12 protein-coding genes are annotated in these 24,111 nt (G+C 59.9%); 8 read left to right on the forward strand and 4 right to left on the reverse strand.

Going from position 1 to position 24,111, the window contains the following annotated elements; genetic code table 11:
• Positions 1 to 128 precede the first annotated feature (128 nt).
• Positions 129 to 977 (reverse strand): 2OG-Fe(II) oxygenase, encoded by an 849-nt coding sequence (locus FTO74_RS13930; RefSeq protein WP_162538688.1) that lies wholly within the window; start codon positions 975 to 977, stop codon positions 129 to 131.
• A gap of 1,237 nt (positions 978 to 2,214) precedes the next feature.
• Positions 2,215 to 3,234: a glycosyltransferase family 2 protein gene (locus FTO74_RS13935; protein WP_162538689.1), complete on the reverse strand. Its 1,020-nt coding sequence runs from the start codon at positions 3,232 to 3,234 to the stop codon at positions 2,215 to 2,217.
• A 1,271-nt stretch (positions 3,235 to 4,505) separates the two neighbouring features.
• Here FTO74_RS13935 and FTO74_RS13940 point away from each other — a divergent pair.
• Positions 4,506 to 7,247: an SLBB domain-containing protein gene (locus tag FTO74_RS13940; RefSeq protein WP_162538690.1), complete on the forward strand. Its 2,742-nt coding sequence runs from the start codon at positions 4,506 to 4,508 to the stop codon at positions 7,245 to 7,247.
• A gap of 380 nt (positions 7,248 to 7,627) precedes the next feature.
• Here the strand turns inward: FTO74_RS13940 and FTO74_RS13945 are convergent, their stop codons facing one another.
• Positions 7,628 to 8,296, reverse strand: coding sequence for a GntR family transcriptional regulator (locus tag FTO74_RS13945; protein ID WP_162538691.1), 669 nt, complete (start codon positions 8,294 to 8,296; stop codon positions 7,628 to 7,630).
• A gap of 163 nt (positions 8,297 to 8,459) precedes the next feature.
• Here FTO74_RS13945 and FTO74_RS13950 point away from each other — a divergent pair, with 163 nt between their 5' ends.
• The 7 genes from FTO74_RS13950 (at position 8,460) to FTO74_RS13980 (ending at position 20,902) form a co-directional block, all read left to right on the forward strand.
• The gene (locus FTO74_RS13950) at positions 8,460 to 9,662 is read left to right on the forward strand and encodes a threonine synthase (protein WP_162538692.1); all 1,203 of its coding nucleotides are present in this window, start codon (positions 8,460 to 8,462) and stop codon (positions 9,660 to 9,662) included.
• A 546-nt stretch (positions 9,663 to 10,208) separates the two neighbouring features.
• Positions 10,209 to 12,743, forward strand: coding sequence for a M14 metallopeptidase family protein (locus FTO74_RS13955; protein ID WP_162538693.1), 2,535 nt, complete (start codon positions 10,209 to 10,211; stop codon positions 12,741 to 12,743).
• Between the two features lie 147 nt (positions 12,744 to 12,890).
• Positions 12,891 to 16,154, forward strand: a complete 3,264-nt coding sequence (locus tag FTO74_RS19920; RefSeq protein ID WP_162538694.1) for a carboxypeptidase-like regulatory domain-containing protein — start codon at positions 12,891 to 12,893, stop codon at positions 16,152 to 16,154.
• A gap of 117 nt (positions 16,155 to 16,271) precedes the next feature.
• A complete protein-coding gene (locus FTO74_RS13965; protein WP_255462278.1) occupies positions 16,272 to 17,042 on the forward strand; it encodes a GntR family transcriptional regulator in 771 nt (256 codons plus the stop codon).
• 92 nt (positions 17,043 to 17,134) lie between these two features.
• On the forward strand, positions 17,135 to 18,040 hold the full coding sequence (locus FTO74_RS13970; RefSeq protein WP_162538695.1) for a dihydrodipicolinate synthase family protein: 906 nt from the start codon (positions 17,135 to 17,137) through the stop codon (positions 18,038 to 18,040).
• Between the two features lie 24 nt (positions 18,041 to 18,064).
• Complete coding sequence (locus FTO74_RS13975) at positions 18,065 to 19,663, forward strand: fucose isomerase (RefSeq protein WP_162538696.1); 1,599 nt, start codon at positions 18,065 to 18,067, stop codon at positions 19,661 to 19,663.
• 9 nt (positions 19,664 to 19,672) lie between these two features.
• Positions 19,673 to 20,902, forward strand: a complete 1,230-nt coding sequence (locus FTO74_RS13980) for an MFS transporter (protein WP_162538697.1) — start codon at positions 19,673 to 19,675, stop codon at positions 20,900 to 20,902.
• Positions 20,903 to 20,989: 87 nt separating this feature from the next.
• Here the strand turns inward: FTO74_RS13980 and FTO74_RS13985 are convergent, their stop codons facing one another.
• Positions 20,990 to 24,085 (reverse strand): hypothetical protein, encoded by a 3,096-nt coding sequence (locus tag FTO74_RS13985; protein ID WP_220399024.1) that lies wholly within the window; start codon positions 24,083 to 24,085, stop codon positions 20,990 to 20,992.
• Positions 24,086 to 24,111 lie beyond the last annotated feature (26 nt).

Raw genomic sequence — 24,111 nt, forward strand, 5'->3', positions numbered from 1 at the left:
AAACTTCGCTACGGTTCCAACATTCCTCAATCTGAGTTCCAGCCCAACCCCGACGTCTCTGTCAGGCAGACCACTAGAACATGTTTTCAGGCTATCTCCCCACCTCAGCGCGATACGACATGGCCAACCTAGCTCTTGCCGGATGCGCCGGGGAGTTCGTTCGTCTCCTCATCCTTCAGATAGACGTGAGAATTTTCAACAACTCCCTTTTTGAATATCTTACGGATACTCTGCCTAAGAGCGATGTCGGTTTGCAAAATGACGTCGCGTACCGGTTGCTCCGGTCGACCCCGAAACGACGTGACATGAAAATACTCGTGCTCTTCTAGCGGCTTCTCAGAAAAATAATAATTTGATACGCAGCAGCGAGAGCGATCCACCTTTACTTCGCTTACAGAATGCCAGGATGTCTTATGGGTTGCCATCAAAGCGAGACGATTAAAGTGACTGGTAATTTCTCGCTGCGGTTTTTTGGGGCCATCATCCCAAAGTTCGAGATTGCCTCCATTCTCTGTACTCCAATCCGGAGTTACATAAAAAAGAAGGTTCAATACGCGGTAGAGTTTTCGATCCTTATCGTGAGAATTATCCAAGTGGGGATTTAAGAAGTTATTTTTAGCCATCAGACTGATACCTCCAGCATACAAATGCGTATCTGGAAGCATCTCTTGGATCCCGGTGATTTCCTCTACGGCCTTGACCACTCTCGGGTCTTGGAACGCATAAATAATCTCCTCCAAAATCGGGTTGTATTTATCCATTTGCGCTGCTACATACTTGTTTTCCCGAAGACTCTTCTTGAGCATCATCGTATCTTTGTCGGGAAAAGCCGCGTTGATCTTCTTGACCTCATCTTCCGGCAGTAAGTTGTCGATGTAGCAACTCTGAACAGTGTGCTCACCAAACTCCCTGCTCAGCCGGTCGCTCTCTTCGCGCAACCGAGACTCAATAATCGCGGCATATTCTCTACGGTTCATAAATACTCCGATCATTATGGCAAGACTGCAATCACCCGCTATACAGCACATTCTATCCCACATAGAGATTAGAGCGGTGATATCGACACAAGCAGTACTAGCAATTTCGAAACGAGGAATCCGTAAGAGCAAGATCATTCCAGGGATAAATCATCATTGGGCGAAGTATCCGCAAGACTCCGAACAGCGCTACACTCAATACGATTATGAATAGGGCCGGGCATCGTGCCTGAGCAATAAGCTTTCGAAGGAATTAAAGACCAGTCCGGAAAACGCCACTATCTGATATTTGCAGCAAAACCCTTCTTCCGCAGAGATTGTCTCGATACCACATGCGAGCATTGGATTTGCGATCCCTTGACATTTTTAATTCCTCCATCTTCAATTCTCAAAGGGGCCTTCCAAGTATCCTGCTAATAGAGGCAGGCCGCCTACCGCTCGAAATCACCTAGGATGCCCACATTCCCCCATCAACGCCGGAGCCCCTTTCTCCACTCCGCAGTTTCACGTTTTGATTAGGCTGTTGACGACTGCTCAATTCGGCGCAGTCGGGTCTCGGCCACATTGCGCTCCTGCGCCAGCCTCCTGGCCGGTAGGGCTAGACGAATATGGTCCAACTACATCCATCTTCTACAGCTAATGAACTCGTTCACACGATAGATTCACGAAGCCGCCTGCGCCATCACCGGAAATTATCCAGATAATGCTGAAGGTCGTCGGCCAGAAAGCCACCGAGGCATACTGCTTCATGATAAACGCAATTCGCCTGAGTCACGACAGACATGAAGAAACACGTCCCCTCACTGGAAAACCGGATCAAAAAAAAACCTGCAGCCAAATCTAAACATCCTCTACTGGAAAGCTCCTCATAACTGGAAATCCTTCCCCCGAGAAGAGAGAGAAGGAGCGCCGATATCCGTCTAGGGCTACAGTCGCGCGAGTGATGAAAAGCAGAGCCGCGACGCTTCGATAAAAGACACCTGCGAACCCTTCACCTTTCAGGCACATCAATATACGCTATAAATGCGTCTCACATAAAGGAGTAAGCCAATCGAGTGCTCGCCAACCTGGCTCCCACCGAAGCCTAAAAAGCACAGAAATGGTCTTCAATATTACTTGAATTGCGAGCCTGCCCTTGCGAAAGGAAGCGATAAGATTTGGGCCGTTGGACTGAGTAAATCGCTCCGTTTTCAAGAGCAAGTTCCGTTCCCCTCCCCCAACGGGCACGACAGAGAGACTAACGATCAGCTGGCAGATTGAGAGCCAAGGGTACACCATTCCCCTGATCCTCGGAATGCCAGAAGTTAGGCTGTCCGGAAACCCTCTTTTTGACCCAAAGCGGAAGGTGTCTCTCATGAGACCCAAGTTTGTAGGCACACCATTTGCTGGCACTCCGGACTACGGCAAGCGGAATAAGAGAGGCCTTATTCTTCGCGAGAAACCGCATCTCCGAAGCCACAAACTTGAGTCCCTCGCCACCGGCTCCGCCAAATTGTTCGATCAGCCAGCTCTCCCGTCCATGATGTACCCCGATATCGAAGTAACGCGAAAACTCCTTGCGTACCGTCAGTGGATGGGAGTGAATCACGGTGGCTTCGGCCTGGTAGGCCAGCTTCCACCCGGCGATCAACATCCGAGCCGCCACTGTAACCTCTTCGGAAACGATGGTATTGGTGGGAAATCCGCCGACCTCCTCAAGAGCCGAGCGACGATAAGCTGCGAAGCTATTGGAAAAGAAGGCCGCCCTGAAGCCGAGTTGCTCACGGGAGGCAAAGTTGCGAACATCCGAAGCCGGAGGATAATTGAACAGACGAGCGTGTGCCTCGATCTCATCTGCCTCTGGACGAGGTAACTGCCGACCATAAGCCGCACCCACCTCCGCATCATCGAAGGCCCGGAGCAGCGTCTGAATTGAATTCTTACCGGGAATTGCATCCTGCGTGAGATATACCAGGGTCTCTGCCCAAGGCAGTTGCGCCAGGGCCAACTGGCGCGTCGCACCGTGCTGAAACTGCTCAAGAGGAATAACCTTCAGCAAGTAGCCTGCACGCTTGGCCAGAGCCGCTGTATTGTCCGAAGAAGAGGAGTCAAGGATAAGAATTTGTTCTTTGGCAATCCCCTGGCGGTCCAACGCTGCTTGCAGTTGCTTCCAATGTGGACTCGCATTATAGGTAGGAATGATAATCCCGGTCTGCTGAAGGCGGGTACGAAGCCGGAGAGTTGAAGGGGGGGGGGCCGGAATTGCGACAGAACTCATATTTGAAGACTCCTACCTCAGTTTGAATCCAGCAATGAAAGGGCAGGCCTCGTGATGATTCGCAATCGTCCTAAACGAGTGCAAAAAAATAACAGTGCTACAGTGATGAGCAATTCTATCAGGCCCGTTCTGACTTCGGTAGCCTACCACGCGGGCCTATCAAACACTACTCGCCAAGTTAGATCCATGAGCATAAACAGTACTGAGCCCTCCTGCAAACCTGAATCCAGGAAAAAGAGTTGCACGATTTCCCTACGAGGTACATGAACCATAAGATGTACTTTTTAAGCGAAAATGATGGATACTCCATATCCCCTTCTGCACCGCAGCCGATAAATATCGTAGCCGGCAAGAACTTTATGCAAGGGAAATAATCACATACGCAAAAGCTCAAAGTCTGTAGCAAGCTCTTGAGACATTCAGAATGCTACCGGAACTATTGCAGCACCCCTGATGCCCCATATATCCCTCCTGCTTTTTCTTATTCCCAAAGCCGGAACAAGCCGACTTATTCGACCCATTTTGGAGAGTGGCCGGATCGCGTGAGATCCTCGATGTTGGCAGCCTATACCAGAAATCACGATCCATCATAAGCCGCAGTGAAGGGTACCAGACAGAACATCATGCCCGAAAGGATTGACTATCTGACTACCAGGGGACGAACTCCCTGTCTGTGAAAATGGAGCCAGAAGATGCCCCAAAATGCTGCTATTCGCAGCAAAACTCGAATGTCCGGAGGCAGCACATCTGGCCCCGGTTAAATCTCAATCCGGGCTTTCATTCGCAATGACATTCCGCGGCAGCTTCGGGCAAGATTATTTCGCGCCTTGAAATCCCCAAATTCTACTAGCAGCGACGGGAACAGCGTGCCCGAGCAACCAGCCGGGGCAACGGAAGGATTGCTATCCATGGATGGACTGAGATACCCTTTGGAGATCTTCACGCAGAGATGCCATCTCGAGATAGAGAGCAGGACATAGCCTGCAAGATCTCGATGCATCCCACTCCGGTCCGGATCCCCTGCTTCCCTAATTCTGCCGTGCCCACAACGTATAAAAAAGCACATGATTTCCGCTATGCTTGGAGTGCTCCAGTCTATCAAAGGGTTGCAATATCGACATGCTCCCAAGATCAGGCCTCTGCCCCCAATCGTTTGCTGCCGTATGGTCTTGGAATTTCCCTTAGCGGCTAGGGGGCACTGGATCAATCCGCAATGCAGGCTTCATCGAATTGAAGTTGCTTATTTTGGGAAGTGAAAGAGAATGATGTTGATGAAACAACGTTTATTGGGTACAGCACTCCTTTGGATCATTCTCCTGTTCTCCTCGCCGGTCATCGCGCTTGCAACTGGCTTTCAGGGACAAGGCAGCCCTTTTTCACCTCTGCAACAGTCCGCCGACCAATCCTCCAGCCAAGCCACCTCCGCGCAGCAGAGGAGCGACCAGATTGATGGCAGCTCCGTCCTGGATCAGAACCAGCCTCTGCTCAGCTCCCCCGTTTTGACGCCCCAGCAGCAATCTGCCGATCAAACCCGCCTGCAGGACGAGGAGCAGACCACACAGCGCACGGATCGCGCTGCCACCCGCAACCAGTCGGTCCCTCCGGTGGAATTGAGCGAATTTCAGCGAATGGTCGCCGCATCCGTCGGTAAGGTACTGCCAATCTACGGTGCCAACCTATTTCGGAATGTTCCCACCACCTTTGCTCCGGTAAACCGAATCCCCGTGACGCCGGATTACGTAATCGGCCCCGGAGATGAACTACTCATTCGTATCTGGGGACAAGTGATCCTTGACGGACACTTCACCGTAGACCGTTCCGGTGCTGTCTACATCCCGCGGGTCGGCACCATCCAGGTATCCGGAATCCCTATCTCGAAGCTGACCGACTACCTACGCGCTCAGGTGGGCCGCAACTTCAAGAACTTCGATCTGAACGTGAATATGGGGCAACTGCGCTCCATCGACATCTTTATCGTCGGCGAGGCCAGGCGCCCTGGCAGCTATACCGTCAGCTCACTTAGCTCGCTGGTCAATGCCCTCTTCGCCAGTGGGGGACCGAGCCCTATGGGCAGTATGCGCAATATCCAGGTTCGGCGCGGTAAAGAGACCATCGCGACCTTCGACCTCTACGATCTGCTCCTCCGAGGAGACAAATCGAAGGACGTGCCCCTGCTCTCTGGCGACGTGGTCTATATTCCGCCGGTCGGCCCCATGGTCGCCCTGGCTGGAAGCATCGATAATCCGGCGCTATATGAGCTGAAATCCGAGAGCAACGTCAAGGAGGTGCTGGCGCTGGCAGGGGGTCTCACCACACTGGCACGGCACAAGGAAGTACGCCTCGAGCGAGTCAGGCGTCATGATGACTCCCGCTCAGTAATGGATATCAACCTGGATACGAGCGGCCTAGCGACAGAATTGTCCGACGGCGATATTTTAGAGATCTCACCCATCATCGATCGTTTCAAGGAGGTGGTCACGCTGCGCGGCAATGTCGCGGACCCGCGGCGCTTCACCTGGGTACCGGGAATGCGTGTTCGCGACCTAATCCCCGACAAGGAAGCTCTGCTGACGCGCGACTACTGGCAGCAGCGCAATCAGCTAGGACTGCCGATCCTGGAGTCCAACCCGGATGTGCGGCGCTATGCTCCCGATGAGCCCGTCGCGCAGGTCAATGGAGTTGGCATCGGCCCCGCTCGATCTGCACAGTCCCTATCCGCACCTAATGCCCGGGACAGCGATGGCAATATCTACGGGAACAACCTGTCCAACCCGGCTCAAGGTCATGGAGCATCACACGATGCATCCCGTGATGCATCGCATGATTCCAATCCCGATAGCTCCACCTCAGCCGACAGTACAGCCGATAGCGCTGCCGCAAATACTAGTGGCACCAATGGGACTCGAACCTCGCGCAATGGCAACGCGACCTCAAGCAGCGTTCTGGCCTCCCAGGACAACTCCGCAAGCAGTTCCTCCGGAACCTCCATCAGCTCAGCGGTTACCGCCACGGCCCAGCGCTTTCCCATAAAAAACTCCGTCGTGCTGCCCGCACCCGAGATCGATTGGGCCTACGCCGTCATCCAGCGCCTGAACAAGAAAGACCTCACTACCCAGCTGCTACCGTTCAACCTGGGGCGCGCCGTGATCGACGGCGATCAGACACAGAACCTGGAGCTCGAACCAGGCGATGTCATTACGGTCTTCTCCAAAGCGGATATCCGCGTGCCTCAGTCGCAACAGACCAAGTTTGTCCGACTGCAGGGGGAATTTGTCGCCTCCGGCATCTATAGTGTGACTCCCGGCGAGACGCTGCGGCAGCTCGTGGCACGCGCCGGAGGTATAACCAAAGAGGCCTACCTCTACGGCTCGCAGTTCACTCGCGAGTCCACCAAGGTCGTTCAGCAGCGGCGCCTGCTGGAATACGCTGACGATCTCGACCGCCGCATCAAGCTCGTCGAGGCCAACAGCGCCAATACCACGATGAACCCTCAGGATCAGCTGGCCGATATCGCTGCGCTGCAGAACTCACGCACTGTTGCCGGACGCCTGCGCCAACTGAGCGCCAATGGAAGAATTGTCCTGAACATGACGCCCGACAGCTCCACTCTAAACGATATTCCCGACTTACCCCTCGAAGATGGAGATACGTTTGTCATTCCGCAACGGCCGCTCAGTGTAGATGTGTACGGTGCGGTCTACACCCAGAGTTCATTCCTGTACGATCCTCACAAACGCGCACAGGACTACATTCGCCAGGCTGGTGGAGGCACTCGTACTGCGGATACCAGACGCAGCTACATCTTCCACGCGAACGGTAGCATCGTGAGTCGCCAGTTCTCGTCGACAGCGCTCTTTGCGAGCACCTTCGAGGCGCAGCACCTTCATCCCGGAGATGCAGTGGTTGTGCCAGAGCAGGTAGACAAGCGTCCTCTGCTGAGAAATCTGGTTGACGTCGCAACGATTGTTGGCCAGTTTGGCCTGGGCATTGCCGCCATCAACGTACTGAGGTAGAAACCGAACAGGAAAGGCCGTCTCGAATCACGTGACGGTCTTTCCTGTCTGGGAGATATTACGTTAGCTGCAGCACGTCACATGCAGCTTGGAATTTCAGGTAATCATTAGCCATCCTTTGGCGTTATTCTGCGAGCCGGGCATCAACGGCAGAACCAGAAACCGCTCGTGACGATGCAAAACCAGGTTCGGTCGCTAGTTCCACACTCGCCCGAACAGCAGCAAGGAAACAGTAGCGAGGGCACAGAGACGAAGAGTATGGCGCTTGGGAATGTCCGTCAGGACACTGCTTTGATCTTTTTAAAAAGCCGCGACAAAAGCGCCCTAACGCCGGGCGGGCAGCACTTCAAGCTGTACTGGATGCTTCGCGGAAACAGCCTCTAGTCGCCTGCCACCTGCAATGCACCATCCGCCTCGCGATTCTTCAGCAGCCGGTCGCGCACATATTCGATATGCTCCTTCATCGCCTCCTGCGCGCCCGGGCGGTCGTCCTGCTTCAGAGCGCGGTAAATACGCTTATGCGCCAAGGGCGAGGTCGTCGCCGACAACTCATAGGACGCATACCGGCACAGCAGCGTTTTCTGTTGCACGTTCTCAAAGAGTCGGCACAGCTCCTCGTTATCGGTCGCCTCGGCGATCATCCGATGAAAGCGCAGATCCTCCTCGATGTGCTTCACCCGGTCGCCCTCGGCCAGTATCTGCGTGGTCCTCGCGATGCTGGCAGCCAGTTCGGCCAGCAGCTCCGGAGTCAGGGCCGCCATCTGAATCGAGTGGACCTCCAGCACCACACGCAGGTCGTACAGATCCCGAATCTCCTTGGCGGAAAACTCCCGCACAGAGGCTCCGCGGCGCGGCTCAATGCGCACAAGCCCCTCCGCCTCCAGCCGGTTCAGCGCCTCGCGCACGGGAGACTTGCTGATGCCCAACTGCGTCGCCAGGTACTCCTCCGTCAAGCGAAACGACCGGTTCACCACCCCGGTCAGAATGCTCTGCTTGATGCTCCGGTAGGTCATCTCCGTCAGGTTGGGGGGGTGCGTAAGTTTCTTCATCGCCGCCGCAATTCTAGCGGATTAGTTGGAGCGCGCTCCAACTATTTGCTGCAACCACTCTACTAAACACGTGCCGACCCGAACTGCGACTCACCCTCGAAGGCCTCTCTCCGGAGCTCGCAAAGGCTCGCAAATCATTACTGATATCTGATATACCAATGCCATGCCCGTCATCTCCCACCTCGAATGTTCTCTCTGCGGCATCACCGTCTCTGCCGAGATACCGCAGACGGTCTGCCCCGCCTGCACTGCTACGCTCTACGTCCGCTACGACCTCAGCCATCTCGTCGGAACCGATCCCCGCAGCGTAGTTGCCAACCCCGAGTTCATGCCCGCTGGCCGCACCTGGACCGGCATGTGGCGCTACGGAGCCGTCCTGCCCTCGATCGCCCCGGTTACGCTCGGCGAGGGCTGGACCCCGGCGCTCAAGAGCGTCCGCTACCCACAGGTCATCCTGAAAGAAGAGGGAGCCAACCCCACCGGCACCTTCAAAGCCCGCGGCCTCGCGATGGCCGTCACCATGGCCGGCCACTACGGCCTGCGCAAGCTCGCCGTGCCCTCGGCCGGTAACGCCGGTGGAGCCCTGGCCGCCTACGCCGCCGCCGCCGGCATCGAGTGCCACATCTTCATGCCCAAGGACGTCCCCATGGCCAACCAGGTCGAAGGCGCGGCCTACGGAGCCAAGGTCACCCTCGTCGACGGCCTCATCTCCGACTGCGCCCGCATCGTCAGCGAGCGCAAGCAGGCCGAGGGTTGGTTCGACATCTCCACCCTCAAGGAGCCCTTCCGCGTCGAGGGCAAGAAGACCATGGGCTACGAGCTGGTCGAGCAGAACGGCTGGAAGTACCCCGACGCGGTCTTCTACCCCACCGGCGGTGGCGTCGGCATGATCGGCATGTGGAAGGCGTTCGACGAGATGGAGAAGCTCGGCTGGGTCTCGGGCAAGAGGCCCAAGATGATCGCCGTGCAAGCCGCGGGCTGCGCGCCCGTCGCTCGTGCCTTCGATCAGGGCGACGAGGTCAGCTCGTTCTTCGAGAACGCGGCCACCTTCGCCTCCGGCCTGCGCGTGCCCAAGCCATACGGCGACCGCATCATCCTCGACATCGTGCGTGAGTCGGGCGGCGTCGCCCTCGCGCTCACCGACGAGCAGATCTTCACCTCGCTCAAAGACTGGGCGCAGCATGAAGGCATCCTGATGTCGCCCGAGGGAGCAGCCGCAACCGCCGGCTACGACCACCTGATTCGCACGGGCTTCCTGCAACCGAGTGACCACGTGGTCCTCTTCAACACTGGATCGGGGAATAAATATACGGACACGCTCGCCGAATCGTTCGGCTTGCTTCAGCAGCAGCAGACGACCGCATAGCTTTATTTTGAACACGATAGGGTGCTCCTAACTCGTTAGTTGAGGAGCACCCGCCACGACTCCGCGCCGCCCTAGCGTCGGAGCCATTTGTGTTGGAGCGATGTTTTCCGATAAGCTGTGCCTATGCCGTTCTGCTCCTATCGCGAAACTACCTGTTGTTGTTGTCGCTGATTAGTCGAGCAGAATCGCGCACCAAACCCCTGAATATCTTGGTCTGTCTTGTGAATCGTAGTAGCTTGCGTCCGGTAGGGACGTCACTGCTGCAGCCTTGTGGGCCCGATGCGCGAATCAATTCTCGGCAAATCAGTTAAGTTCTGAAAAAACTAATCGCCCTGTGCGTGATACGTGATATCTTGAGCGCACTCGCACACAACTAGTTGGCAACCAGCACTCCGCACTTGCTTCCGCAGCCTCAGCAGCCGCTTTCGCTACGCAGATACGTGCCGCACCCTTGTCTCTTTTTTACACAGAAAGGTTGAGTCTTTCATGAGAAGCCCCGCCCCCCTGTTCGTTCGACTCTCACTCCTAGCCGTACTATCTGCACCGATGCTCTCGGCGCAGATCACCTCCCCGGAACAGGCGTTTGGCTTCAAGCCAGGCACGGATCGCAAACTCGCCGATTGGAAGGACCTTACCTCCTACTACCAGACGCTCGCCAAGCAGTCGGACCGTCTGCGCTACCAGGAGATCGGCAAGACCATGGAGGGCCGTCCCTTCGTCCTGCTCACCGTCTCCGCGCCGGAAAATCTCGCTCACCTGGCCGAGTACAAGGAGATCAACACCAAGCTCTCGGACCCGCGCACGACCTCGCCCGAAGAGGCCAAGTCCCTCATCGCCAAGGGTAAGACGGTGATGATTATCACCTTCAACATCCACTCCACCGAGATCGCCAGCTCGCAGACCGCCGCCGAGTTCGCCTATCGCATGGCCAGCTCCAACGATCCCGACGTCCTGACGACCCTCAAGAACGTCATCCTGCTGCTGGTGCCCTCGCAGAACCCCGACGGCGAACAGCTCGTCGTGGATTGGTACAAGAAGACCCTGGGCACCCCGTCTGAAGGCTCGAACCCGCCCGTCCTCTACGCCAAGTACGTCGGCCACGACGACAACCGCGACTGGGTCGGCCTGACCCAGAACGAGACCATGCACACCGCCCGGGTCATCAACGAGTGGCACCCGGAGATCCTCTACGACCTCCACCAGCAGGGCGCCGACGCGCCGCGTCTCTTTCTGCCTCCCTGGGTCGACCCCATCGACCCGAACGTCGATCCGCTCCTGGTCTATTCCATGAACGCGCTGGGTATGCGCACCGCGCACGACGTCGCCGCCACCGGCAAGACCGGCGTCCTCACCCACGGCGTCTACGACTTCTGGTCGCCGCTGCGTGATTACATCTCCCTGCACAACGGCCTACGCATTCTCACCGAGTCGGCCAGCGCCAACCTGGCCACGCCCATCGAGGTTCCTTTCGAGAAGCTCGGCACCGGCATCGGCTACGACGCCAAGGTCGCGGCCTGGAACTACCCCGACCCGTGGAAGGGCGGCACCTGGCGCCTCGGCGACATCGTCGCCTACCAGATGGACGCCCTCGAGTCTCTGACCAAGAGCGCGGCGATCGACCGCGAATCCTTCCTCAAGGACTTCTACAAGGTGAGCGACAACGCGGTTCACCCCGCCGCCGGTCCCTACGCCTACGTCATCTCGTCCGAGCAGACCGACCCGGCAATGGCCGTCAAGCTGGCCAAGACCCTGCACGATGCAGGCGTCGAAGTCCAGCAGGCCACCTCGTCCTTCGAGGCAGGCGGCAAGAGCTACCCGGCAGGCAGCTACATCGTCTCGCTCAGCCAGCCCTACCGCAACTTTGCCAAGACCGTCCTCGAGCGCCAGAAGTACCCTGATATCCGCGAGTACCCCGGCGGGCCGCCGCAGCGTCCGTATGACGTGACCGGAACCACCGTACCCCTCTTCTACGGCGTTGAAGTCGCCGCAGTCGAGGAGAAGTTCACCGCTCCGGCCAAGCAGCTCGACACCATCGCCCCCATCGTTGGCCACGTAGAGTCAGGTGCTGCCAAGAGCGGCTACCTGCTCGAGAACACCAGCAACAGCAGCCTCTACGCCCTCTTCGCGCTGACCGGCGAAGGCGTCAAGGCCTACCGCCTCACCGGCACCGGCTACACTCCCGGCACCATCTTCATCCCCAACCAGCCCGGCGTCTCGGCCAAGCTTGAAGCAGCCGCGAAGAAGTTCGCAGTCACCTTCAAGCCCGCCAAGGGAGCCGTCACCGGAACCGCACTCGAAGTGAAGGCTCCGCGCGTCGGCCTCTACAAGAGCTGGGTTGCAGCGCTCGATGAGGGCTGGACCCGCTTCATCTTCGACAGCAACGGCGTTCCCTACAAGACCATCGTCAACGCCGATATCAAGAAGGGCAACCTGAACGCCCAGTTCGACGCGATCATCCTGCCGGACAACCCTCCCGGAGCCATCCTGACGGGCCGGGCCGGTGGTGGACGCGGCGGTCCGGACCGCCTCACCTATCCCCCGCTTCCCTCCGAGTACCTCGGCGGCCTCGGCCCCGACGGAGCTGCGGCTCTGAAGGCATTCGTCGAGAACGGTGGAACCATCATCACCAACAATAAGGCGGCCGGGGTCTACGCCCGCAAGGATAACCCGACCTTCACCAACGCGCTCGAAGGCGTACCGCCGAAGGAGTTCTACTGCCCCGGTTCTCAGCTTGAGGTCACCGTGGACACCACGAACCCCATCGCCTTCGGCTCCACCCCCACCGTGCCGATCTTCTTCGAGACCGGTCCCACCTTCAAGGTCTCAGGCGATGCCAAATCGGTGGCCCACTATGCCAGCGACAAGCCCCTGCTCAGCGGATGGATACTGGGCGGCAAGTACCTCGACGGAACCTCGGCCATCGCCGAAGTCCCCACAGGCAAGGGCCGCGTCATCGCCTTCGGCTTCATCCCCATGTACCGCGGCCTGAGCGAGGCGACCTACAAGTTCCTCCTCAACGCCATGCTGTACTCCAGCTCTCAACCCACCACTCTGCCCTCATCCAAGGGCAGCGGTAACTAGTCTCTTGCAACAAACCAGTGGGTGGAAGATCCGCAGCAGTGCACGGACAGATCTTCCACCCATTGCTGCATCTTCAAGCCTGCACCCAGGGCAGGATTTAGCCGCACCTATCAGGCGTTTTTTGAATATCTCGGAGGTCAAGTAACCATGAAGCACTCATCCCGACCCGCATCCCGAATCGCCCTTGCGATTCTCGCGGTCACCATAGGCTCCCCTGCCCTCTCCCTGGCCCAGGGCGTACTTGCAGAGATCCACGGTATCGTCACCGACAGCACCGGCTCGGCCATCCCCAGCGCGACCATCGTCCTCACCGACGTGACCAAAGGCTGGACCCGCACCATTAAGAGCAACGCCCAGGGCGAGTACACCCTGCCCGAGCTCGAGACCGACCGCTTCGCCCTCACCGTGGACGCACCCGGCTTCCGTAAGAGCATCCGCCAGGGCATCCAGCTCCAGACCGGCCAGCAGGCCCGCGTCGACTTCAGCCTGCTCAACGGCGAAGCCTCCGACAGCGTCACCGTCGAAGCCGACGCCTCGCTCGTCCAGTCCTCCGACGCCACGCTCGGCGATGTCGTCGACCAGCGCAAGATCGTCGAGCTGCCCCTGAACGGCCGCCAGTTCTTCCAGCTCGCGCAGCTCGTGCCCAACGTCCTGCCGCCCATCCCCGGCTCGTCTCTCGCCTTCCGCGGCGGCTTCAACGTCTCCGGCCAGCCCGAGGTCAACAACAACTACCTGCTCGACGGTATCGACAACGCCGACGAGGCTACCATGCAGCCCACCGTCTCGCCCTCGGTCGAAGGCATCCAGGAGTTCAAGCTCCTCACCGGCGTCTACACGGCAGAGTACGGACGCTTCTCCGGCGGCCAGATCCTCATCACCACGCGCTCGGGCGGCAACGCCATCCACGGCTCGGCCTACGAGTTCTACCGCAACAGCTTCCTCGACGCCAAGCAATACTTCGCCCCCGGCAGCGTGCCTTCGTTCACCCGCAACCAGTACGGCGTGGCCATCGGCGGCCCCATCGTCAAAGACCACACCTTCTACTTCGGCACCTATGAAGGTCTGCGCCTGAACCAGCCGGTCAACCTGGCCGCAACTGTCCCCACCAACCTCGAGAGGCGAGGCATCTTCACCGAGCTTTCCACCCCGATCAAAAATCCCCAGACCGGTGTGGCCTACACGAATAACACGCTTCCCACCATCGACCCCGTCTCACTCCAACTGCTTCAGTACTTCCCCACCCCCACCGCCGGAGGCGTTAGCAATAACTACTCCTTCAGCGAGATCCGCACCCAGCGGCAGGATCAGTTCTCGATCCGCGTGGACCAGACCCTATGGGCCAAGAACACCATCTTCGCCGCCTACCAGTATCAGAACCTGAACGCCTTCGAGCCCTCTAACTCCCTCTGCGGCACGGCCCAGATTCCCAACTTCGGCTGCAACACGCCGGAGCTTGACCAGGCCATCGCGATTCACGATACGCAGATCGTCGGCTCCAACATGGTGAATGAGTTCCGCATCGGCTACAACCGCATCCGTACCAACCGCGCCCTTGAGGATGCCAAGTACGGCAACGTCCTCGCCCAGCTCGGCATCCCCACCACCGGGGCCAACGGCGTGGGTGATCAGACCGGCCTCAACATGGGCGTGCCTCGCGTAACGATCTCCGGCTATGCCGCACTCGGAGGTGCCACCAATCTCCCCCAGGGCCGCCGCGACAACACCTACAATCTCATCGACAGCTTTAGCTGGGTCAAGGGTAAGCACGCCTTCAAGTTCGGCGCGGACTACAAGCACTTCATCTATAACTTGCAGTACTACCAGGATGGCCGCGGCATCTTCAACTTCAATGGCCAGTACACCGGCCAGGCCCTCGCCGACTTCCTGCTCGGAGATCTCCAGGCCACCACGCGCGATCCCGGCGACCCCGGCGTTCACAGCTTCACCACCTCGTCGGATTTCTTCGTGCTCGACCAGTACCAGGTCAGCAAGAAGCTAACCCTCACCTACGGCATCCGCTACGAGCTGGACTTTCCCGAGGGCGAAAAGAACAACCGCATCGCCTCCTACGACCCCACCACAGGCAGTATGCCTGTCGCCGACGGCCGCCTGCTCAACTTCAACACCACCACCGGCCAGCTCGTCAGCGTCGGCAGCAACCCGCTCATCGGCAAGGTCTGGAACACGCGCTACACCAACGTGGCTCCGCGCATCAGCCTCTCCTACCAACCGCTCGGACCGAAGACCACCATCCGCGCCGGTTACGGGCTCTTCTACAACCAGGTCACCGCCGGTAACGGCATCTCTCAGCTCTGGCGCGGTCTGCCCTTCCGCACTCTCCAGACCGTCACCAACCCCAACGGCACCACATATCCCAAACCAAATCCGATCGCAACATGGACCGCACCGTTCCCTGCCGCAGGAGCCAGCGCAGGCAGCTACTCACCGAACGGCATCAACGTGAACTATCACACTGCCTACGTCCAGCAGTGGAACCTTGCCATCGACCGCGAGCTGTCGAAGGACCTTGCGCTCGAGATCAGCTACCTCGGCTCGCACGGCTCACACCTGCAGGAGAGCTTCAACGTCAACCAGCCCACACCGGCTGCTGGAACGGTACAGTCTCGCCGTCCCTTCAGCCAGTGGGGTCCCATCACCTACGTCGACTCCACCGGCGGCTCCAGCTATAACAGCCTCTCGGCCCAGGTCACCCGCCGCTACTCGGCCGGCATGACGCTGCTCGCCTCTTACACCTATTCCCATTCTCTGGATGATGCCCCCTACAGCGGCTCCCTTCAGAACTTCCGCAATCTGGCCTCGCAATGGGCATCGTCCGACTACGACATCCGTCAGCGAGCTGTCGCCAGCTTCACCTACGAGCTGCCCTTCGGCACCAAGAAGCCGATCGGCGCAACCCTGGGCGCACTGCCTCGCGCAGCCATCTCCGGCTGGCAGGTCAACGGTATCCTCTCCTTCAACTCCGGCCTGCCCTTCACCGTCACCACCACCAAGGACCCCGGCAACGTCGGCCTCACCTCCGGCTCCGGCGGCTACGCCAACCTGGTTCCCAACCAGCCGTTCTACCCCGCGAATAAAACGCCGCTGAACTGGTTCAACACCGCAGCCTTCACCGGTGCATCCATCACTCCGGCTGGCACCTACGCCCTGGGCAACTCGGGCCGCAACATGCTGACCGGCGGCGGCTACGAAGACCTGGACTTCGGTGTCTACCGCAACATCCCTATCCATAATCAGATCCACGTCGAGTTGCGCGCCGAGATCTTCAACGCGCTCAATCACCCGTCCTTCGGCACTCCCACCAGCTCCATCGACTCCAGCAGCGCCGGAGCCTTCTCCAACACCACCTCCACCGCACGCCAGACACAGTTCGCAGCCAAGGTCCTCTTCTAAACCCATCGCTAACCAGCAGCAGCCACCGCGTGCGACAAGGCTTTCTTGCTTGTCACACGCGGTTTTCATTTAAAACAAAGACTATGCTGGCCAACGAGGAAGTATAAACTCGCACCTATGCCACGCCGCTCCAAGACGCATCACCCCGGCGAGAAGCACTCCGTCCGGATGAAGGCTTACCTCCTCATCCAGAAGAAGATAGCCTCCGGCGAGCTACGCGCCGGAACCCTCATCTCCGAGCTGGCGCTCTCCCGCGAGCTGGGCTCGAGCCGCACCCCCATCCGCGAGGCCGCAGGCCAGCTCCTCGCCGAGGGCCTGCTCGAGCTAAGCCCCGGTGGCGGCATCGTCGTCACCCGGCTCACCCGCCAGAGCATCATCGAGCTATACGAGCTGCGCGAGGCCCTCGAGGTCTTCGCCGTAGGCCGCGCCGCCCAGAACCCCATGCAAGCCGCCGACCGCGAGCGTCTCGAAAGCCTCATCGAAGAGACGCAGGTGCTCCTCGAAGAGCTGAAAACCTCCGGCCAGTGGGAGCTGGACGCCGCGCAGATGCGCCGCTTCACCGTCTCCGACCTCGGCTTCCACGCGCTGCTCCTGCGCCTGGCCGCCAACACCCGCATCTCCAAGGTCATCGCCGACACCCGGCTGATGATCCTCATCTTCGGCATCCAGCGCAGCGGCCACCGGCGCGACGAGCTGGAGCGCATCTACCGCCACCATCGCGAGATCCTCGAAGCAGTCCTCGAGCAGGACGCCAAGCGCGCCCGCCGCCTGCTCGCCGAGCACATCCAGGCCAGTGCTCAGGAGCGCCTAGCGGAGTTTGACCACTGGGAGCGCGAATCCTCCCTCGCCAACCTCGACCTGGCCAACTCCCTCAGCCTCGAAGACTGATTCGCCCCCACAAAACCCCCATTTTGCAGGGTCCGTAAATTAACGCAATCGATTGTCGACAATCAGTACTCATACGTATTACTTTGAACGCCATGACTCCGCTTCTTCACGGCACCTACGCCGCCGTCCTCACCCCGCGCGACGCAGACGGCAGCATCAATGAAGCCCTGTTCCGCTCCTGGCTCAACTTCCTCATCTCCCGCGGCGTCGACGGATTCGCCATCAACGGAGCCACCGGCGAGTTCTGCCTGGTCACCGAGCCCGAGTTCGACCGCCTCATGCAGATCGTCGCCGAGACCATCCAGGACCACCCCTCCATCCGCTTCGTCGCCGGAGTCGGAGCCGCCGGTTCCGCCGCCGCCATCCGCCTGGGCAACCTCGCCGCCCGCGCCGGAGCCACCGGCCTGCTCCTCCCGATGCCCTACTTCTTCCCCTACTCCCAGGCCGACGTAAAGTCCTTCAGCCGCACGGTCGCGGCCAGCGTCCAGGCCCCGATCCTGCTCTACAACCTGCCGCAGTTCACCTCTCCGCTCGCCCCCGCCACCTCGCTCGAGCTGATCCGAGACACGGACAACATCGTCGGCATCAAGGACAGCAGCGGCTCGCTCGACACCCTGCGCCTGCTCACCTCCGAGGGCATCCCCGCCACCCGCATCGTCGGCAACGACGGCGCGCTCGCCCAAGCCCTCGTCGAGCGCGTCACCGACGGCGTCATCTCCGGCGTCGCCTGCGCCCTGCCCGAGCTGATGACCCAGCTCTACCGCATGGGCTGCATCGATCCACTCGCCACCAGCTTCGAGCATCTGGTAGCCTCGCTCAAGCTCTTCATCGCCCAGCTCGATCCCTTCCCAACGCCCTGGGGGCTGAAGATCATCGCCGAGGCCCGCAACCTGGCCCCGGCCACATTTCCGTTCCCACTCGCTCCCGAGCGCGTGCTCCAGACGGCCCAATTCACCGCCTGGTTCGCCGAGCATCGCAGCGAATTGCAGGTGCAGTAGCAACACACAGGAGAGCTGATCCCGATGGCGAATTGTATCTACCTCGTAACCAGCGGCGACCTTCGCCCGGCGGCAAACCGCAACTGCTGGCCCGCGCAAGCCGAGCTGGAAGCCCAGCTCCAACAGTGCATCTCCGCCCGCGGCTACACGCTCCAACGCGCCTTCCCCTACGCCCCCGTCGCCCAGCACGGCTTCATCTCCAGCCAGCGCATGGGCATGGACATCTTCGCCGAGATCCCCACTGGCGCGCCGCTCATCTTCGCCACCGCCGCCTGGCAGTACACCCACCACGTCCTCGCCGGACTGCGCCGCCACCGTGGCCCCATCCTCACCATCGCCAACTGGTCCGGACAGTGGCCGGGCCTGGTAGGCCTGCTCAACCTGAACGGCTCGCTGGTCAAGGCCGGGGTACGCTTCTCCACCCTCTGGAGCAAAGACTTCGACGATAGCTTCTTCCTCGACGGCCTAGCCCAGTGGCTGGCCAGCGGCCACGTCGATCACGACCTCACCCACGTCCGCCCCTTCGTCTCCGCCCCCGCGCCAATCGCCCCCATCGCCCAGGAGATCGCCACCGCCCTTCAGACCCGCAGCGCCATCCTCGGCGTCTTCGATGAGGGCTGCATGGGCATGTACAACGCCATCCTCGACGACGAGCTGCTGAACCCCATGGGCATCTACAAGGAGCGCCTCAGCCAGTCCGCGCTGGTAGCGCGCATGAGCACTGTCTCTACCGCCGACGCGCAAGCCATCCGCACCTGGCTTGACACACGCGGCCTCACCTTCAAGACCGGCACCGACGAGGCCACCGAGCTGACCGACGCCCAGATCCTCGACCAGTGCCGCATGTACGTCGCCGCCGTGCGCATCGCGAAGGAGTTCGGCTGCGATGCCATCGGCATCCAGTACCAGCAGGGCCTCAAGGACATGGCCCCGGCCTCCGACCTCGTAGAGGGCCTCCTGAACAACCCCGACCGCCCACCCGTCTTCGACGAGTCCGGCAACGAACTCTACCCCAACGCGGCCCTCCCCCACTTCAACGAGGTGGACGAAGGAGCCGCCGTAGACGCCCTCATCACCAACCGCTGCTGGATGCGCCTCGACCTCGATCCCTCCACCACCCTGCACGACCTGCGCTGGGGCGAGCACTACAAGGACGAGGTGATCGACGCCTTCGTCTGGGTCCTGCAAATCTCCGGAGCCGCACCCGCCTCGCACTTCGTCGGAGGCTACGCAGGCTCCAGCAGCGAGCGCCAACCGCCCATGTACTTCCCGCTCGGCGGAGGCACGCTCAAGGGTGTCGGCAGACCCGGCCAGATCGTCTGGAGCCGCGTCTTTCAAGAGAACGGCAAGCTCCACGCCGATATCGGCCGCGGCTCGGTCGTGCTTCTGCCCGAGTCCGAGACCAACCGCCGCTGGTCCCAGACCACACCACAGTGGCCGTTGGTCTCGGCCATCTTCCACGGCATCTCGCGCGACTCCTTCATGGCCCGGCACCGCGCCAACCACGTCAGCATCGCCTACGCCACCGACGGCCCCGAGGCCGACCGCGCCCTGGCTCTCAAGGCCGAAACCCTCCGCCTGCTCGGGGTCGAGGTCCATCTCTGCGGAACGGTGCAGCTCTAACCTGACCTTATGCCGACGACGCTCGATGACCGCCCGCAGTACCGCTGGGCCGTCGTCGGCATGTTATGGTGCGTCTGCTTCTTCAACTACGCCGACCGCCAGGCGATCTTCTCGGTCTTCCCCCTGCTGGCCTCGGAGTTCCGCCTCTCAGACATACAACTAGGCGTCGTCGCTGCGTCCTTCATGTGGGTCTACGCGGGCTTCGGCCCGATAGCGGGCTGGATCAGCGACCGCGTCTCGCGCAAGACTGTTATCCTGGGCGCGCTGGCCTTCTGGTCGCTGGCCACAGCGGCCACAGCGCTCTCGACCGGATACAGCTCGCTGGTCTGGCTACGCGCTCTGGGCGGTCTGGGCGAGGCGTTCTACTTCCCCGCCGCCATGTCCATGCTGGGCGACTACCACGGCCAGACCACGCGCTCCCGCGCCATGTCCATCCACCAGTCGAGCGTCTACGCGGGCAGCATCGCGGGCGGCACACTCTCGGCGCTCGTGGCCGAACACCACGGCTGGCGTTCGAGCTTCCTGTTCTTCGGCGCAGCAGGGCTACTGCTGAACATCATGCTACTTCTATCGTTACGTGAGCCTACACGGGGAGCCACAGAAGAAAAACTAGCCACACACGAGAAGCAAAGCATCCTCACCGGCATCCGCGATGTACTCACTAACCCCAATGCCCTGGCCCTCATCGCCATCTTCATCGGCGCGAACTTCGTGGCAGTCGTCTTCCTCACATGGATGCCGACGTTCCTCTTCCGCAAGTTCCACATGACGGTCGCGATGGCAGGCTTCAGCGCCACAGCCTACATTCAGGCCGCATCCGTGTGCGGCGTGCTGCTGGGCGGAATGCTGGCCGACCGGGCAGCCCGACAAAGCCGCTCCGGCCGCATCCAGACACAGGCCCTCGGCCTCCTGCTCGGCGTGCCCTTCCTCTTCTTCGCCGGATGGACCACATCCACCAAGGTATTACTCGTAGCCTTCCTCGGCTTCGGTCTCTCCAAGGGACTCTACGACGCGAACATCTGGGCATCGCTCTACGACGTAACTCCGACAAATCGGCGTGGCGTCGCGGCTGGCGTAATGAACTCGCTGGGCTGGCTAGGCGGTGGCACCGCGCCAGTCCTGATCGCGGCAGCAGCGACCCACGTAAGCCTCAGCGTATGCGTCTCCGCCACTGCATTGATCTATCTCGTGCTGGGACTGGCAGCATTGGCCTTGAGACGGCGAGTCGATCACATCTGAACACAAACAAATCGGCCATCTACCCGAGAGTAGATGGCCGACCCAATTGAAACAATTTTAGTTACTTATAACTAGTTATTGTTTTAGTTACATTTCAGCCGAGACTTCCACCGGCTTCAGCTTCTTCGCCTTCAGTGTCTCGTTCAGCTTGCCGAGCTCCACGCTGACGGTCTGATCGAAGGCCCTCTGCTGCTCATCGAGACGTCCGTTCAGCTCCTTATCCACCTCGTACGCCTGCGCCGTGGGAGCCGCATCGCCCATCATCACGCTCTTATCCAGCGTGGCGATGTAGTTGTTCAGGCGAATCTGGAAGTTGAGCGGGTCCTGATTGCTGCGGTTCTTGGTCTGGTAGACAATCTCCTCGATCGTCTTCTGCTTGGCCAGCAGTTCCTCAGCCTGACTCTTCAGCGCGGCGTCAGGACTCTCCTTCAGCCGCTCGTTCACCTGCTTGCGAATCCCGCGAATCTTGCCGACGATCAGGTTCGCCTGCTCGAACTCGTTGCGGATCTTCCAGGCCAGGTCGAACTGCCTCTGCAAGTCTTCCTGCGTAGCATCGACACGCGGATCCTTAAGTACCTCGAGATCACGCGTCTGCGTCACACCGCCTGCAGTCAGCTTCACATGGTACATACCCGGCACCGCCATCGGTCCGTTCTTCGGAGCCGCACCCCACACCACCATGCCGGGAAAGCCATAGGCAGCCGGATAGCGCAGGTTCCACTGGAAGCGGTTCATGCCTTCCTTGTTGGTCGGCGGCTTCTGCGAAGGACGGCGACCCTCGCCATCATCCTCATCCTCAGCGGCCTTCTTACCCGGAGCAAGGCTGACAAACGTACCAATCACCTTGTTCGAGCTATCGAGCACCTCGACCTTCACCTCATCGACCGGCTTGGCCAGGAAGTAGTCGATAGCGGCATCGCCCAGGTTGCGCGTCGCCGGATGCGGCTGGAAGAGATGCACCTTCGCGTTCAACGTCTCAGGAGTCGTCTGGCGCAGCCAGTCGATGTCATCGAGGATGTAGAACGAGCGACCATGCGTGGCGATGACGAGGTCATACTTCTCCACGACGATATCGGCGATCTGCGTATCGGGAAGGTTATAGGCAAGCGACTTCCAGTGCGCACCGTCATCATACGAGACATAGATGGAGTGCTCCGTACCCGCATACAGCAAGCCCGGACGCACACGATCCTCCCGAATGACGCGGACAAAATCATTGGCAGGAATACCGTCGGTGATCTTCGTCCAGTGCTGCCCGTAGTCGCTGGTCTTGTAGATGTAAGGCGCGAAGTCGTCCATCTGATAACGGTTCGCGGCCAGATAAGCCGTGCCCGGCTTGTGCCACGAAGCATCGATCATGCCGATGCGGCTGTAGTGCGGCAGCCCCTCGGGAGTGATCTTCGCCCAGTTCGCACCGCCATCCTTGGTGATGAAGGCGAGCCCATCATCCGAGCCAGTCCAGATGGTTCCCTTCTCCAGCCGCGAAGGCGCGATGCTGAAGATGGTCGCATAGATCTCCGGCCCGTTCTGGTCCTTGGTGATAGGACCGCCCGAATCCCCCAGCGTCTTGGGATCGGCCAGCGTCAGGTCCGGGCTGATAATCGTCCAGCTCTTGCCCGCGTTGGTGGTCTTGAAGAGGTGCTGCGAAGACGCATACATCGTGTTCGGATCGAGAGGATCGAAGACGATGGGGAAGGTCCACTGCCAACGCTCCTTCAGACTCGCAGCCGACTGGCCGGAGAAGAAAAACGGATAAGGCTGAATATCCTGGCTCTGGCCATCGCGGCGATCGTACTTGGTCAGCATCGCGCCCTGGCTGCCCGCGAAGAAGATGTTCGGGTTCTTCGGATCGGGAGCGATGTAGCCGCTCTCGCCGCCGCCCACCGGATACATCCACAGCCCCTGCTTCTCCACCGGGTTGTGGAAGTTCGAGCCGCCCTTGCTGGCCACGCAGATGGTCGTGTTGTCCTGCTGCGCGCCGCACACCTGGTAAGGAATATCGGTGGTGGTGGCCACATGGTAGAGCTGCGCCGTGGGATAGGTCTCAGGCGTCCACGTCTCGGCGTGATCCACCGAGACCGTGCCGCCGCCGTCGTTGGACTCGATCATGCGGTTCGGGTTCTGCGGATCAATCCAAAGATCGTGGTTATCGCCGTGCGGCTGCTGCAACCGGTGAATGGTCTTACCGCCATCGAACGAGCGGTAGAAGTTCACGTTCGTAAAGTAGAGCGTGTTCTTGTCCTTAGGGTCTGCGGTCAGGCGCGTGTAGTAAAAAGCGCGCTGCCGAATGTTGCGATCCTCGCTCACCTTGGTCCACGTATCACCCGCATTGTCCGAGCGATAGAGGCCGCCATTCTCGTTCTCGACCAGCGTGTAGATGGTGTTAGAGTCAGCCGAGATGGCAATACCGATCTTGCCGTCAGTACCCTCAGGCAAGCCGGGGTTGCGCGTAATGTCCTTCCACGTATCGCCGCCATCGACCGACTTGTACAGCTTGCTGGCCGGGCCGCCGCTCGATAGCGACCAGGGTGTGCGCTGCACATCCCAGATGGTGGCAAACATCACCTTGGGGTTGCGTGGATCAATCGCAAGATCCTCGGCACCTGCGTGGTCGTTCTCATACAGAATCTTCTTCCAGCTCTTGCCGCCGTCGGTCGAGCGAAAGACACCACGCTCCGCACTGGGGCCGTAAGGATGTCCAAGCACCGCGGCATAAACGAGGTCCGGGTTATGGGCATCCACACGAATGCGCGAGATGGCCTGCGTGTCGTTGAGGCCCACGTTGGCCCACGTCTTGCCGCCGTCGGTCGTCTTGTACACGCCGTCGCCCTGCATCACGTTGCCGCGCAGCTCCGACTCTCCCATGCCGACGTAAACGATATCTGGGTTCGACTGCGCAATCGCCATCGCGCCCACCGAAGAGCTATGAATCTTCTGATCGGTAATGGGCTTCCACGTCGCTCCACCATCCACCGTCTTCCAAAGCCCGCCGCCAACCGCGCCGAAGTAGTACTCGTTCGGACGCAGCGAGCTGCCCGCCGAGGTGAGCGAGCGGCCTCCGCGATCCGGCCCGATGTTGCGCCAGACCTGCGGCCCCGCCGGTGCTGCCTGTGCCATCGCCGTGCCCGCCTGTAGAGCCAGCGCCACAACCGAAACCGCGATACAACCCAATGACTTCTTCATCTCTCGCCTTCCAATCTCGTTCAAAT

Source organism: Granulicella sp. WH15, assembly GCF_009914315.1.
Taxonomy (GTDB): Bacteria; Acidobacteriota; Terriglobia; order Terriglobales; family Acidobacteriaceae; genus Edaphobacter.

What these genes read in the sequence shown, in the direction of transcription:
- FTO74_RS13930 (WP_162538688.1), bottom strand. Translation starts at nt 977, where the DNA reads ATGAACCGTAGAGAATATGCCGCGATTATTGAGTCTCGGTTGCGCGAA.
- FTO74_RS13935 (WP_162538689.1), bottom strand. Translation starts at nt 3,234, where the DNA reads ATGAGTTCTGTCGCAATTCCGGCCCCCCCCCCTTCAACTCTCCGGCTT.
- FTO74_RS13940 (WP_162538690.1), top strand. Translation starts at nt 4,506, where the DNA reads ATGAAACAACGTTTATTGGGTACAGCACTCCTTTGGATCATTCTCCTG.
- FTO74_RS13945 (WP_162538691.1), bottom strand. Translation starts at nt 8,296, where the DNA reads ATGAAGAAACTTACGCACCCCCCCAACCTGACGGAGATGACCTACCGG.
- FTO74_RS13950 (WP_162538692.1), top strand. Translation starts at nt 8,460, where the DNA reads ATGCCCGTCATCTCCCACCTCGAATGTTCTCTCTGCGGCATCACCGTC.
- FTO74_RS13955 (WP_162538693.1), top strand. Translation starts at nt 10,209, where the DNA reads ATGCTCTCGGCGCAGATCACCTCCCCGGAACAGGCGTTTGGCTTCAAG.
- FTO74_RS19920 (WP_162538694.1), top strand. Translation starts at nt 12,891, where the DNA reads ATGAAGCACTCATCCCGACCCGCATCCCGAATCGCCCTTGCGATTCTC.
- FTO74_RS13965 (WP_255462278.1), top strand. Translation starts at nt 16,272, where the DNA reads ATGCCACGCCGCTCCAAGACGCATCACCCCGGCGAGAAGCACTCCGTC.
- FTO74_RS13970 (WP_162538695.1), top strand. Translation starts at nt 17,135, where the DNA reads ATGACTCCGCTTCTTCACGGCACCTACGCCGCCGTCCTCACCCCGCGC.
- FTO74_RS13975 (WP_162538696.1), top strand. Translation starts at nt 18,065, where the DNA reads ATGGCGAATTGTATCTACCTCGTAACCAGCGGCGACCTTCGCCCGGCG.
- FTO74_RS13980 (WP_162538697.1), top strand. Translation starts at nt 19,673, where the DNA reads ATGCCGACGACGCTCGATGACCGCCCGCAGTACCGCTGGGCCGTCGTC.
- FTO74_RS13985 (WP_220399024.1), bottom strand. Translation starts at nt 24,085, where the DNA reads ATGAAGAAGTCATTGGGTTGTATCGCGGTTTCGGTTGTGGCGCTGGCT.